Source organism: Silicimonas algicola (genome assembly GCF_003970735.1).
In the GTDB taxonomy this organism is placed as follows: Bacteria; Pseudomonadota; Alphaproteobacteria; order Rhodobacterales; family Rhodobacteraceae; genus Silicimonas; species Silicimonas algicola.
In genome coordinates this window covers 1,457,497-1,469,980 of the sequence record NZ_CP034588.1, presented here as the reverse complement: position 1 = coordinate 1,469,980, position 12,484 = coordinate 1,457,497, and the positions used below count along the sequence as shown (strand labels likewise).

At 63.5% G+C, this 12,484-nt stretch carries 14 protein-coding genes; 6 read left to right on the top strand and 8 right to left on the bottom strand.

The annotated features are described in order from the left end of the window. The first annotated feature begins 182 nt into the window (after positions 1–182). Together EF888_RS07410 and EF888_RS07405 are read left to right on the top strand one after the other, a co-directional pair. Positions 183–2,657, top strand: a complete 2,475-nt coding sequence (locus tag EF888_RS07410) for a vitamin K epoxide reductase family protein (RefSeq protein ID WP_109760099.1) — start codon at positions 183–185, stop codon at positions 2,655–2,657. Then, positions 2,654–3,688 (top strand): sodium:calcium antiporter, encoded by a 1,035-nt coding sequence (locus EF888_RS07405; RefSeq protein WP_109760100.1) that lies wholly within the window; start codon positions 2,654–2,656, stop codon positions 3,686–3,688. Before EF888_RS07410 ends, EF888_RS07405 begins: the two co-directional genes overlap by 4 nt. 258 nt (positions 3,689–3,946) lie before the next feature. On the opposite strand, the gene EF888_RS07400 is transcribed toward EF888_RS07405, so the two are convergent. The 5 genes from EF888_RS07400 to EF888_RS07380 form a co-directional block, all read right to left on the bottom strand. Next, complete coding sequence (locus tag EF888_RS07400) at positions 3,947–4,480, bottom strand: hypothetical protein (protein WP_109760101.1); 534 nt, start codon at positions 4,478–4,480, stop codon at positions 3,947–3,949. 342 nt (positions 4,481–4,822) lie between these two features. Then, positions 4,823–5,575, bottom strand: a complete 753-nt coding sequence (locus EF888_RS07395) for a transglutaminase-like domain-containing protein (protein WP_206508501.1) — start codon at positions 5,573–5,575, stop codon at positions 4,823–4,825. A gap of 88 nt (positions 5,576–5,663) precedes the next feature. Further along, positions 5,664–6,434, bottom strand: coding sequence for a hypothetical protein (locus EF888_RS07390; protein ID WP_126918534.1), 771 nt, complete (start codon positions 6,432–6,434; stop codon positions 5,664–5,666). Positions 6,435–6,568: 134 nt separating this feature from the next. Next, positions 6,569–6,913, bottom strand: coding sequence for a hypothetical protein (locus tag EF888_RS07385; protein ID WP_109760104.1), 345 nt, complete (start codon positions 6,911–6,913; stop codon positions 6,569–6,571). Continuing rightward, on the bottom strand, positions 6,910–7,218 hold the full coding sequence (locus EF888_RS07380; protein ID WP_109760105.1) for a hypothetical protein: 309 nt from the start codon (positions 7,216–7,218) through the stop codon (positions 6,910–6,912). Before EF888_RS07380 ends, EF888_RS07385 begins: the two co-directional genes overlap by 4 nt. 338 nt (positions 7,219–7,556) lie before the next feature. Here EF888_RS07380 and EF888_RS07375 point away from each other — a divergent pair, with 338 nt between their 5' ends. Both EF888_RS07375 and EF888_RS07370 read left to right on the top strand, forming a co-directional pair. Beyond that, positions 7,557–7,982 carry a hypothetical protein gene (locus EF888_RS07375; RefSeq protein WP_109760106.1) on the top strand — a complete coding sequence of 142 codons (426 nt, stop codon included), beginning with the start codon at positions 7,557–7,559 and terminating at the stop codon, positions 7,980–7,982. 196 nt (positions 7,983–8,178) lie between these two features. Next, complete coding sequence (locus EF888_RS07370) at positions 8,179–8,367, top strand: hypothetical protein (RefSeq protein WP_109760107.1); 189 nt, start codon at positions 8,179–8,181, stop codon at positions 8,365–8,367. Between the two features lie 58 nt (positions 8,368–8,425). Here the strand turns inward: EF888_RS07370 and EF888_RS07365 are convergent, their stop codons facing one another. Then, the gene (locus tag EF888_RS07365; RefSeq protein WP_109760108.1) at positions 8,426–9,160 is read right to left on the bottom strand and encodes a Crp/Fnr family transcriptional regulator; all 735 of its coding nucleotides are present in this window, start codon (positions 9,158–9,160) and stop codon (positions 8,426–8,428) included. A gap of 148 nt (positions 9,161–9,308) precedes the next feature. Here EF888_RS07365 and EF888_RS07360 point away from each other — a divergent pair, with 148 nt between their 5' ends. Beyond that, on the top strand, positions 9,309–9,545 hold the full coding sequence (locus EF888_RS07360) for a hypothetical protein (protein ID WP_109760109.1): 237 nt from the start codon (positions 9,309–9,311) through the stop codon (positions 9,543–9,545). Positions 9,546–9,610: 65 nt separating this feature from the next. On the opposite strand, the gene EF888_RS07355 is transcribed toward EF888_RS07360, so the two are convergent. Further along, the gene (locus tag EF888_RS07355; RefSeq protein WP_206508453.1) at positions 9,611–10,096 is read right to left on the bottom strand and encodes an MgtC/SapB family protein; all 486 of its coding nucleotides are present in this window, start codon (positions 10,094–10,096) and stop codon (positions 9,611–9,613) included. Between the two features lie 210 nt (positions 10,097–10,306). Then, the gene (locus EF888_RS22570) at positions 10,307–10,669 is read right to left on the bottom strand and encodes a thermonuclease family protein (protein WP_164721606.1); all 363 of its coding nucleotides are present in this window, start codon (positions 10,667–10,669) and stop codon (positions 10,307–10,309) included. 242 nt (positions 10,670–10,911) lie between these two features. Between EF888_RS22570 and EF888_RS07345 the strand changes: the two genes are divergently transcribed. Beyond that, a complete protein-coding gene (locus tag EF888_RS07345; RefSeq protein WP_241239833.1) occupies positions 10,912–12,426 on the top strand; it encodes a TrkH family potassium uptake protein in 1,515 nt (504 codons plus the stop codon). The last annotated feature ends 58 nt before the right edge of the window (positions 12,427–12,484 follow it).

Genomic DNA, 12,484 nt, shown 5'->3' with positions numbered 1-12,484 from the left:
GCACGACAGCTGGGCAATCCATGGCTTCATCGTCAGTAACAGGTCGACCGTAGCCAAGCCGAGTCAGTGACCCAACTCGGCTCCGACAGGAACCAGTCGTGACCGGCGTTGTTGGCCCTGCGAAAGCAGAAGGACCGACGGCATGGCTGTACACAGAGGCAATTCCGGATCGTCGCCGTGATATGCTGACGGAGGACGCGGACAGCACGGAACGCCCCCTCGTGCTCATCACCGGGGCGGCGGGCAGTCTCGGCTCGGCGCTGACGCGGCGATTGAGCGATGGCTATCGGGTGATTGGCCTCGATCTGGAAGAGGCCGACGGCATCGTGGCGTTCGACATAACCGACGGCTCATCAGTCGATAAAGCGCTTGACGAGATCCGCCGGACGCACGGCGACCGTCTTGCCGCCGTGATCCATCTGGCCGCCTTTTTCGACTTTTCCGGCGAGGAGAACCCGCTCTACGAGAAGGTCAACGTGGAGGGCACGCGTAACCTGCTGCGTGGATTGCAGCGCTTCCGGGTGGGGAGGTTCGTCTATTCCGGCACCATGCTGGTGCACCGCCCCGGCGCGCCAGGAATCCCGATCACCGAGGACACGCCCGTCGAGCCCGGCTGGGCCTATCCCGCCTCGAAGGCGCGGACCGAGGACGTGATCCGAGAGGAGCACGGGACGATCCCCTATGCGCTGCTGCACCTTGCGGGCCTCTACGACGAACAGACCGCGGTCCCGACGCTGGCCGAACAGATCCGGCGGATCTACGAACGCAACCCGAAGTCCCACGCCTATTCCGGCGACCTATCGACCGGCCAGTCCTTCCTGCACAAGGACGACATGCTGGAGGCCTTCGTGCGCACCGTCGACCGCCGGGCGGAGCTGCCCGAAGAGGTGACGATCCTGATCGGCGAACGCGAGGCCATGGGGTACGACGCGCTTCAGAGACGCATCGCCTCTCTGATCCACGGCACCGAGGACTGGAAGACGCTGTCGGTCCCGAAGCCGATCGCGGCGGCCGGGGCATGGCTCCAGCAGAAGGCGGAGCCAGTCGTGCCGGACGATTTCGACCAGGGCGAGGAACCCTTCATCAAGCCGTTCATGGTGCGCATGGCGGACGACCACTACGAGCTCGACATCTCGCGGGCCGAGGATCTCCTGGGTTGGACCCCGCGCCACAGCCTGCGCGAGGAGTTGCCCGCGATGATCGCCGCGCTCAAGTCCGATCCGGCGGGGTGGTACGACGCCAACGGGCTGACCAAGCCGCCGTGGCTGCAAGAGGCGGAGGACCGCGGCAATCCCGAAGACCTTCGGCTGCGGCACGAGACGGAGTTCCGGGCGGCCCACGCCCGGAACTTGTGGGCGCAGTTCCTCAACATCGGTCTTGGCGCATGGATGATCACCGCGCCCCTCCTTCTCGGTTACGCCGGACAGACCGGCATGACGATCAGCGATGTCGTCTCGGGCCTGCTGGTCATGGTGTTAAGCTTCCTGGCGCTGTCCTGGCGCGCGGCGCTCGTGCGGTGGGGCGTGGCGGCGGTGGCGGCATGGATCATGACGGCGCCCCTGGTCTTCTGGACCGAGAGCGCAGCCGCCTACCTGAACGGCACGCTGGCCGGGGCCGTGATCTTTGCTCTTGCGGTCTGCACCCGGCCCGCGCCGGGCGTGGGCACGATGGCTGCGACCACAGGACCCACAATCCCGCCGGGCTGGGACTATTCGCCATCCGACTGGACGCAGCGGATACCTGTCATCGCCCTCGCCTTCGTTGGTCTCTTCGTCTCGCGCTACCTGGCTGCGTACCAGCTGGGCCACGTCGACGGCGTGTGGGAGCCGTTCTTCGCCGGCAGTCCGGACGATCCGCGGTCCGGCACCGAGGAAATCATCACCTCGGACATATCGCGCGCCTGGCCTGTGCCGGATGCGGGACTGGGGGCGCTGACCTATCTTCTGGAGATCCTGATCGGGCTCGTCGGGTCATCCCGGCGGTGGCGGACGATGCCCTGGCTGGTGCTGATCTTCGGCATCATGATCGTGCCTCTCGGCGTGGTCTCGATCACCTTCATCGTGATCCAGCCCATCCTGCTGGGGACGTGGTGCACGCTGTGCCTCATCACCGCCGCAGCGATGCTGGTCCAGATTCCCTACGCGGTCGATGAGCTGATCGCGACCTGCCAGTTCGTTGGCCGCCGCAAGCGCGCCGGCGCTCCGATCCTGCGCGTCCTGCTGGCAGGCGACACGGACGACGGACCTGACGAGCGGGTCGACGAGAGCTTCGAGAGGCTGCCGGGCGTGGTCGTCCGCGATATGCTGGGCGGCGGCGTCAACGCGACCTGGGGTCTGGCCGCCGGCGCCGCGATCGGGATCTGGCTGATGTTCACGCGCCTTACCCTGGGGACCGAAGGCGCGCTCGCGAACACCGATCACCTGATCGGCGCCCTCGCGGTGACCATTGCCGTCGCCGCCATGGCAGAAAGCATCCGCGCGGCGAGGTTCCTCAACGTCTGCCTCGGCGCGGCACTGGTGATCTGCGCCTTCGTGATGGACGCCACCTGGCTGCAAAGCGGCGCCGACATCCTGGCCGGGCTGGCTCTGATGGTCGTGAGCCTGCCCCGCGGACCTGTCCGCAACAAGTACGGGAGTTGGTCCCGCGTGGTCGTGTGACCGGCTGGATCGGCACCCTGCCACTCTGGGCAAGTGCTGCCCTGTTTCTTGGCGCGGCAGTCGTAGTGTGGATCGCGGGGACGCGGCTGTCGCGGCTGGCCGACGCGATTGCCCGGCGGACCGGCATCGGCCAGGCCACGATCGGCGTGCTGCTTCTGGGCGGAGTCACCTCTCTGCCGGAAATCGCTGTCGCAGGCAGCGCCGCACTGGCGGGCAACGGGCCTCTCGCGGTCAACAACCTGCTGGGCGGCTTCACCATGCAGGTCGCGATCCTCGCGCTGGCCGACGCCATCTTTCGCCGTGGCGCCCTGACGCGCGCGGTGCCCGATCCGGTGGTCCTGCTTCAGGGATCGATGGGCGTCGTGCTGATGGCGATGGTGGTTGCCGCGGTCGCGGTCGGCGACGTGGCCGTCCTTGGCGCAGGGCTGTGGAGTTGGGCAATCTTCGCGGTCTTCCTCGTCGCGCTGCGCCTGCTGTCGCAAGCCGAGGGCGGTCTGGACTGGGAAGTGGTGGGCGAACCCCCGTCGGAAGACCTGCCCGATGTCGAGGCGCCGAACTACGGCACCACGACCCTGATCCTGCATACGGTCGGAGTGGCGGCGGCGATCTTCGCGGCCGGTTGGCTTCTGGCGTCGACCGCCGAAACGCTCGCCGAGGGCACGGGCCTCGGCCAGAGCTTCTTCGGCGCTGTCTTCGTCGCGGTGGCCACGTCGCTGCCCGAAGTCTCGACTGTGATCGCCGCGATGCGGCTCAAGCGGTATGTCATGGCCGTGTCGGACATCCTCGGCACCAACCTCTTCGACATCGCGCTGATCCTCCTGGTGGACCTCGCCTATGTCGGTCCCGCCGTCCTGGGCGAGATGGACCGCTTTTCGATCCTCGCCGGCGTCCTCGGGATCCTCGTCACCGCGATCTACATGGTGGGGCTCATAGAACGGCGGGACCCTGCCGTGGCAGGCGTCGGCTTCGATTCGATTGCCGTGGCCGTCGTCTACCTGAGCGGCATCGCCCTGCTTTTCACCTTGCGATGACAGAGGGTATCTGCCCGGTCGAAGGTGGCTTATCCGACGGCCTCGAGCATCAGCGTCGGCGAGATGCGCCCGGGCTGACAGGCACGCCGTTTCGCCACGCGTTTGTCCCCTTGCAGCGACGGCATATCCGCTCTCCGAAGCCTTCGCTCCAGAACGATGCACCGCATCGCAGGCATTGGCGCTCTCGGGGTCCGTCGATCACGCCCCTCGAGGCCGCGATGTCTTGCGCCGCACCCTTGGTGATGGCCTCGGTCGTCATCAGGTCTGTCCCGCCCCGTTGCGACTGCGCGAGGGCGACCGTGTCGCCGGTCTTGGAGGCATGCCTTCGTTCTCCGCGGCCCGGATCGAGGCATCGTCCCGCGCCCTTTGAGTGGTCGTCTTCGAAGTCGGCACCTTAAGATCGGGGTCTGGCGTCCCGCCTGCTGTGTAGAGATTTCGCAGATGTTCCTCGGACACGCCGTCGGCCTTCATCACCAGACGTACCATCTGGTCTGACAGCATTTCATCCAGGAAGAAATCGGACAGCGCCCTGCCCGTCAGTTTGTCCCTGGCGCGTGCATGGTCCAGATCGGCAAGGGAAATGGTCAATGTCCGCGCAAGCCCGGGATGCGATATCCGGGGATGAAGCGTCACGAGGACGGAGGCTTTCCAGGCTGCGGGATCCTGTCGATCCGAAGGTGAAGCCAGCTCCGTTTCGATCTCGTATTCTCCCGCCGGGAGCGTCTCGGCAAAGCTTGGAACGGTGAACGGTCGGGAAAACACGGCAACGGTCTTGCTCGTCAGATCTTCCATCGGCGTCATCCTCTCCGTTTCTGATTTATGTGGTCCGCGTCCGCGCGGGGAATGGCGTGCGTGGCTGTGCAAGTCTCAGGATGTCTTGGATTTCGCTGGCACTTCGTTGCCGGCGGCCCTGGATTCCTTCCCCTTGAGAGGGGTCTTCGCGCTCTCGACAGGCTTGCGCTTTATTGCGGCCACAGCCCTGGCAGTCAGGTCCCTGAAGTTCATGTCCACGATCCTTTGATTGGCCGGCGACAACTCAAGGTCCGTGTCGGACCCGGATGCTTGGCGTCGGCAGTACGTACATAGGCACTGGCGAGCCCATTTACGACGGAACGACGCGACGCAAGGCGTCAGTCAGGCCAATTCATCCGTCCAGACCTTGAATTCCGTCAAGGTGTTCTGCCCGAATGTCTGGGTCAAAGGGACATCGGCGGCATCTCGGCCGCGCGCGATCAGAATTCTCGCGAACCGCGGCTTGTTGTTCCGCGGGTCGAACACGTGCCATTCACCGGCAAGAAAGACCTCCATCCACGCCGCGAAGTCACCTTGCGGATGCGGCAGAGGCTCACCGATGTCGCTCAGATATCCGGTGCAGTAGCGGGCCGGAATGTTCATGCATCGGCACAAGGCGATGGCAAGATGGGCATAATCGCGGCAGACACCTTGGCGCTCGGCAAGGGTCTGCGAGGCGGTGCGCGTCGCCTTCGCCTGCATGTAGTCGAAGCGGACATGCCCCTGCACGAAATCGCAGATCGCCTGAACGCGTGACCATCCGGGATCGGTGATCTCGAAACGTCGCCACGCTTCCTCGGAAAGGAGGTCGGTATCGCAATACCGGCTTCCCTGCAGAAACACGAGCGTCTCGGCAGGCAGATCTTGAACCGCGTGCTGCCAGGCGCCTGGGGATGTGGGATCAGGCTGGCCCGTGTCGCGGAAGATTCCATCGGTCGACAGGCGGAAGTCGCCCGCCGGAGCCAGAAGGCGCGTACACCAGTTGCCGAAGCCGTCCCGGTAGCTTTCGAGCGGCACGCTCGGCGACGTGACGAGATAGTCGGCGCGCTCCAGATCGCCGAAGCGAGAATAGTGGACGTTCAGCAGCGCGATCAGCGGCGTCGGCTGCGGGAAGCTGTATTGCAGACGACATCCTATGCTGACGCGCAGGCCGGACACACGCCCGTGCACCGTCTTGCAGCTTTCACCTTCCAAGGATGCATGCCGCGCCGGAAAGCTGAAATCCAAGATCGCAGCTCCACTGGTTGCCGGATCGGTCGAGATAAGCATTCTCCGGCAGATCGATGACAACGCAGGCGCCGTTAAGCGGCTCGTATCCGCGCTCACAGCTCCAGCCCGGTCCATAGGAGGCCTGGTCAAGAAAGGCGTTGGCAGGCAAGATGATGGCGTCGCAACGGTCTTCGATCTTGACGAAGCCTCTCTCGCAAGCCCAAGCGGCGCCAAAATCCGAGTTGGTCAGGTAGGCGTTTGCTGGGACTGCAATTGGCAGGCAACTCCCCGCAAGAGCCGTATAGCCGCGGTCGCAGGTCCAACCCGTCCCCGAGCCTTCGTCTGTCAGATAGGCGAACTCGGGGACAGCGATAGGCACACATACGTCGCGCTCTTCCCGAAACCCGCGTTCGCACTGCCAGCCGTAGCCGGAAGACCGGAGGAAGGCATTATCGGGCACCGGGATGGGCGTGCAGGACGTTCCGTTCACGTCCTCATACCCGCGCGCGCAGTCCCAGCCTGTCCCATAGGCGCGCCCGGTGGGATAGGCATGCTCGGGGATATCGAGAGCCACGCATTCGGCGCCCTCTACCCGGAAACCGAGATCGCAGTCCCAGCCGCCGCCATAGCCGCGCGGCTGTGCGTTCTGCGGCGTCGGGCCGGTGCCATCCTGCGCCGAGACGGGAAAGGCCAAGAACGCGGCCACACCAGCGACAAACACCAGCTGAGAGAGTAGTCGTGCCATATGTCTCATTGGTTTATCGCCGCCTACGCGCCTTTCAGGATCGGTTGTATCTGACGGGGACGCAGGCAGAGTTTCTAGCTGCCCCACGGTCCGTTCCTGCCTGAGTGACGGGGCGCGGCATGTCGGTCCCTCGCTCAAAGCTCGAGGGCCGCGAGACAGGCTTGCGCGATGTCACGGTCCGGTGCATCGCTTCCGGGGACTGTCGCCCAGCCCGCCGCCATGACGGCATCGCGCTGCTGATATCTCGATGCGGCCCGGATCGTTTCCAGCTTCTCTGTCCGTGCCGGATCGGACCCGGCCATCTCGAGGCAAACCGGAACCATGGACGCCACGACATCGTTTCGTGACATCTTCATCGCCCTTTCATTCGCGGTTCCGCCGGTCACCCAGCCGCCCCACGTGAAACCGGCAAAACCGACCAGCACCGCGCCACAGAGCGCACCATAGATGCCGGGTTTGAGCCATTCGGGGGTGTTCATTTCGAGTCCTCCTGCAAAGAAATTGCCGTGTCGCTGTCGTCGATGTTCAGGTTCACGGCCGCATCCCGCTTCAGCGCCATGTTCAGGTCGCTGTCGGAAATCGCGTGCAACTCGGTGCGTCCCGAGTGTTTGCCCCTGCCGTTGACCGTCAGATAGGTCGCAGTCCGCCGCCAAGCCTCGAAAGTGAGCCCCAGAAGGAGTTCCTCCTCGACAACCACCTCGTAGTCGCCGGCCGGGAGTTCGCGAGAAATCCCTGGCAGGGAAAACGGGCTGGAGAAAGTTACCTTCGCTGTCGAAGACCGCATGGTCGTGTCAAAGCCTCCGCGATTAGGGCATGGCGTTCGTTCGTCCTCGTCGGAGAGGAGATCGTTGTCAGGCCAGTGCGGTTGACCGATTTCCTCTTGTAAGCCGATATCTCGCGCCGCGTGCTGACCCAGGTTAGCTACCTCCGCGGATCGTCATTCCACGGCGCCTGCCCTTGCTGCCCCAGGGACGCGGGACTGACCTGTGTAAGGGCGCCGGGCCAGAGACGCGAGTACGGTCGGCGACATCGGCTCGTGGTCCCCACGGCACGCTTCCCGGATTGCGTGCGTCGCGACGGCTGTCCCCTCGAGCTGACCCTAGATCATGGAGCATACTGCCAATGGCCGGACCCAGCGTTCTTTACCCGCACCCAAGAGAGTTCGAACGCTTTCTCTACGCCACCGTCGGCAAGGATCGGAACGGAACCGTCGTCACGGTATTCTCGATGCTTGCCCGGATCGGTCTCGATCCCTGGAATGAGACCGCCGAACTCGTCGCACTGGGCCGAGACGCGGCGGGCACAAGGCTTGGGCTTCTCTTGTCGAGGTTCCAGGACGTGCCCGCACTCGGGAACGCTCATGGGCAGGTTGGGCGGGAACTGAGCTTGCTGCTTCCGGAATCGTCGCGGCTCCGCTCTTTCGTCCCCTCAGGCTCGACAGCCAGCCAGAGCCGAGGGCTGTCCGGCGGAACGATCCTGACGGTCCTCGCGCTCGTCCTGGTCCTGATCCAGATCCTGGTCGCCGTCCTGCACGGCAGCGGCGGATAAGCCCGTCTGTCCGAGACTGGACTAACCTGAGTCAGTGCGAGGGGCATGGCACATCGCATAGGTGGACGTGAGGCCGCCGATATTTGGCGGCTCGAACATTCCGAGTACTCGAGAAGCGTGTGAGCCTGCGGCGCTCAAATCGTCCGCATGTTCACGCGCTTCTTATTCTCGGAACGTCCATGAAAGGACATTCCAAATGACTCCCGAACAGAACAAGACAGCCGACAAGATGAAGTCCGTCAAGGCAGCGTGGGACAAGGCGCCCACTGGCCCGAAGAAGGACGCGGCTTTGAAGCATTACCAGGCCGCCGAGAAGGCGCACACGGCGAAGAACGACGCCGACACGAACAAGGAACTCGATGCGGCGACCCACGCGCTTGCGTGACGCCCAGCGTCTGACCTGATCCACGGGGTCGCCTGGCGAGCAATCGAGGGCGGCCCTCTCAGGTCAGGAGCGGCCCGGTCTGATCCAGATATGCGGGATCGAAGTCTGCAAGAGCGACCAACCCGGCATAGTCGTGAAGCGTTACGTGGCCGTCGCGGAAGGTCACCAGACCCTGCTCGCGAAGCTGCCGCAAGACGCGGTTTACATGGACCGCACTCAACCCCAACGCATCGGCGAGGTGATACTGGGTCAGCGGGCAGCCGAACCCCTCCTTGCTGCCCATGCCGACCAGCGCCAGCCTCGCTCCCAGTTCCAGCAGGAAATGCGCCATGCGGGCAACTGCATCGCGCCGGCCGATCCCGACCAGATGCTCCACGACCATTGCTTCGTCCCTCGACGCAGCCCAGAGAATGGCCGTCGCCAGGCGGGGAGTCTGCGCGAACGCCTCGAGAAGATCGCTCGTCAGGACCTCGGCAGCCTGTACGTCTACTATCGGCTCGAAACTGTGGTCCGACGTGCGCAGGAGAACGCTCCGCAAACCCAAGAAGTCTCCCGGCACCTGAAAATCCACGATCTGCCGCGTCCCATCGGGCTGAAGCTTGTAGGAACAGACCCAACCAGCCGACAGGATGTAGGCGGCCTGCGCCGACTGACCCTGATGCACCATGTCGGAGCCCGCGGCAAAGGATCTGCGACGCTGGTGCAGCCGTTCGAGCGCACCCAATTCGATCTCCGACAAAGCGACGAAGGCTGAAAGCTTGCGGGTGAGAGGGCTGGTCTCGACTGGCTTCATAACCCTCCCGTCCAAATGAGGTCGTTGAGCAGAAATGGGATCCGAGACTGCTCTCGATCAGTCCAGCATAGGGCAATTCCTGCGAAAAGCACGGAGACATCAATTCGGCAGTTTGCCCCGCTACGGTACGATTGAAAGGAGACACCAGATGACCACGTCGAGTGAGCACGCAGGTTCCGCCGCCCTTTCGATCTGCGAGGCGCTCCTGCTTGCCATGAACGATCGTGGATTGCTGCCAGAGCACGAAATCCTGGGCATTCTCCGTGACGCAGCCTCTACTCATGAGAATGCCGTCGGCACCGAACTTGAAACGCTAAGGCATCACGCCGTCGCGGATCTGATCAACGCGATCATCGCCGGGGGAAACTCGGTGCGGCGCCCGTGAACGGCTGCGGCAATGCACAAGAGGCCATTTGCGCGCCGCTCCTCTCGCGCCCTTTGCCGAGATGGCTATTTATCACCATCGTCATTGCCCGCGTGCCATCTCTCCGTCATGGGTTCCCCGACCGTCATCAATAACAGCGTGATTACGGCTACGATCGCCGCGAGCCAAATCTCCCCCATTCCGCATACCAGTCCTATTGCGCCGGCACTCCAAATGCTTGCAGCGGATGCCGCCCCTCGAACGAAGTCTCCGTCCCGGAACATGGCACCGGCACCCAAGAAGCCTATTCCCGTGATGACCCCTTGGACGACCCGTGTCGGATCGATCCTGCCCTGCGGATCTGCGGTGTCGGTGAGCAATTCCATCGAAGCGATCAGCAATCCACATGCGGCGATGGAGACGATGACAAAGGGGCGAAAATCCACCGGCTTGCGTCGTAGGAAACGTTCGATGCCAAGCGCGAGTGGCAGAAGCGTCGCCGCAACGAGGCGGAAGATGACATCGAGCCAGCCGGTAAACTCGGGGCCGAATGCGTCGGGCAGCGCCGTCACGGATCTACCTTGGACATTGTAACCATCTCCTTCAGCGCACCTTAGAGGTCACGACGAAAATGCGGTCTCCATCGAACCGGAGCCCGTCGGGACCAATAGGACTGCCGTCCATGTGTTCCCGCCCGGATTGCGAGGGATTGTCCACCTGACCTGACCTAGTTCAGCGACCGAAATTCTCAAACCAGTCGGACGGAATTTGCGGCCATGGCGTTACCTGCACCAGAACTTCCGACCATTCGGCAACCTGCGCGCCAGACCCGCCGCGACCATGATCTCTCCAACGTCCCTGCCGCTGACGAAAAGCTTCGCAAGGGTTCTCCCTTCCTCATCCTCACCAGTCCTGTGCATGAAGAGGCCACCGCTGTTCAATATGTCGACCAGCCGATCGGCCGCTCTTCTTCCAAGCTCGGCCTCTGCGCTACCGCCGCAAAGCGCGCCGCTTGTGCGGGGAACCTCGTATCCCTGAAAACGAAAAGCTTCGCTTCGCAGCCAAACGGTCTGCCCGTCTTCCACGCAGGTCACAGGCTTCCGATTTCCGCAATGATCGATGGCGTGTGCGGGTGTCGAGATCATGGCGGCGCACAGCACCAGGTAGTGTCGTCCTTTCAGCACTTTAGGTAACCCCAACGAGCACGAGGAAGTACGCGATCCCGCCCGTGAGGTAGTGCTGGGAGCATTTCTGTCGACACCTGTGTCAGGGATGACCTTCCACGCCCTGTCCAAGCAGAGAAGAAGTTTGGCGGCTGGCGGCATTCCGGTCTCCCGACCCCGTTTCCGAACAGCTACGCATTCGCGGCGGTAATTTTAACGCACCGGTGCGCGAAGACGACGTCCGGTCTCCGCTGCGGGCATTGAATTTCCTGATCCTGCAGCCGATAAAGCCGAGGCTGCAACAGCGGAGCCCGTTCCAGGTCGTGAAGTTCGTCATCTTCGTGAACGGTGCGCTCCTGCTCGCGCTTTCGACCATCATGGGGCTTATTGCCGTCATGTATCCCGAGACGCGGTCCGTCTTCGGTCGGGCGGCCCTCATGGTCGGTCTTGTCGGCGGGTTCGTCATGATCGCGAATGGTCGACCGGATAGTGGCCTGAAGCCGATCCACGCTTTTCTGCTGACCTCGAGTATCTGGATGAACGCAGCCGTCGCAGGCGCGGTGCCGCTGGCCTTGTGGGGTCTGTCGGCGACCGATGCCTTCTTCGAGGCGATGTCCGGCATCACGACAACCGGGTCCACGATCATGTCGGGCCTCGATACAACGCCGCACGGAATACTCCTCTGGCGGGCGGTCCTTCAGGCGATCGGGGGGATCGGCTTCATCGTGACGGGCGTGGCCCTGCTTCCCATCCTCAAAGTCGGCGGCATGCAGTTGTTTCGCACGGAAAGCTCCGAGAAGGGCGACAAGGAGATGGCCAACGCCGCGCGGTTCGCGCTTGCGACCGTCGTGGCCTATGCAGCCCTCATGGGCCTGTGTGCCATCGTCTACGCGATCGGCGGCATGTCCCTGTTCGACGCCACCACGCACGCGATGACCACGCTTTCGACGGGGGGCTATTCGACCTACGATGCCTCCTTCGGACACTTCGACAGCGCTTTCCTTCAATACGCTGCCACGGTCTTCATGCTGTGCGGCGCCCTGCCGTTCGCCTGGTACATTCGAGCCGCCGTGCGGCGCAAGGTGGCCAGCGAGCAGGTAAGGCATCTTGTGCTCTTCGTTCTCGGCATCAGTCTTCTGCTGACGCTCTGGTTGGTCAATGTTTCGGACAAACCGTTCGAGACGGCTTTCCGGCATGTGATCTTCAATGTCGTCTCGGTCGTCACGACCACCGGATATGCCACCACGGACTACACCACATGGGGCTCGTTCGCGGTTGCCGTGTTCTTCCTTCTGACCGCGGTCGGGGGATGCACCGGCTCCACGGCAGGCGGGGCCAAGATGATGCGCTGGATCGTCTTCTTCCGGCTTACAGGCAGGCAGGTACAAGTCATCCACTCGCCTCACGCTATCGTGGCCGCCCGCTACGAAGGCATGGTGATCGAAGACGACGTGATGTCCGGCGTCGTTACGTTCTTCACCCTCTACTTCGGAACGATCGTGCTTCTGGCTGCCTCGCTCTCGGTCATCGGTCTCGATTTCCAGACTGCAGCGAGCGGGGCTCTCACGGCTGTGGCGAACGTCGGCCCGGGCGTCGGATCGATCATCGGTCCGGCGGGCAACTTCCAGCCCCTCGATGACGCCGCAAAGCTGGTCCTGGCCTTCGGGATGTACCTTGGTCGTCTTGAGCTGCTGACGGTATTCGTGCTGTTCATGCCGCTGTTCTGGCGCGAAGTCTGACATCCTTGCAGCGTCTCCGGTGAGGCGAGCCAAATCCGAGACGTCCTTGCCTGGAGCC

Coding starts and splice junctions, on each gene's coding strand:
- EF888_RS22570 (WP_164721606.1), bottom strand. CDS start 10,669: ATGATCTCGACACCCGCACACGCCATCGATCATTGCGGAAATCGGAAG.
- EF888_RS07410 (WP_109760099.1), top strand. CDS start 183: ATGCTGACGGAGGACGCGGACAGCACGGAACGCCCCCTCGTGCTCATC.
- EF888_RS07400 (WP_109760101.1), bottom strand. CDS start 4,480: ATGGAAGATCTGACGAGCAAGACCGTTGCCGTGTTTTCCCGACCGTTC.
- EF888_RS07370 (WP_109760107.1), top strand. CDS start 8,179: ATGACTCCCGAACAGAACAAGACAGCCGACAAGATGAAGTCCGTCAAG.
- EF888_RS07390 (WP_126918534.1), bottom strand. CDS start 6,434: ATGGCACGACTACTCTCTCAGCTGGTGTTTGTCGCTGGTGTGGCCGCG.
- EF888_RS07375 (WP_109760106.1), top strand. CDS start 7,557: ATGGCCGGACCCAGCGTTCTTTACCCGCACCCAAGAGAGTTCGAACGC.
- EF888_RS07360 (WP_109760109.1), top strand. CDS start 9,309: ATGACCACGTCGAGTGAGCACGCAGGTTCCGCCGCCCTTTCGATCTGC.
- EF888_RS07365 (WP_109760108.1), bottom strand. CDS start 9,160: ATGAAGCCAGTCGAGACCAGCCCTCTCACCCGCAAGCTTTCAGCCTTC.
- EF888_RS07380 (WP_109760105.1), bottom strand. CDS start 7,218: ATGCGGTCTTCGACAGCGAAGGTAACTTTCTCCAGCCCGTTTTCCCTG.
- EF888_RS07385 (WP_109760104.1), bottom strand. CDS start 6,913: ATGAACACCCCCGAATGGCTCAAACCCGGCATCTATGGTGCGCTCTGT.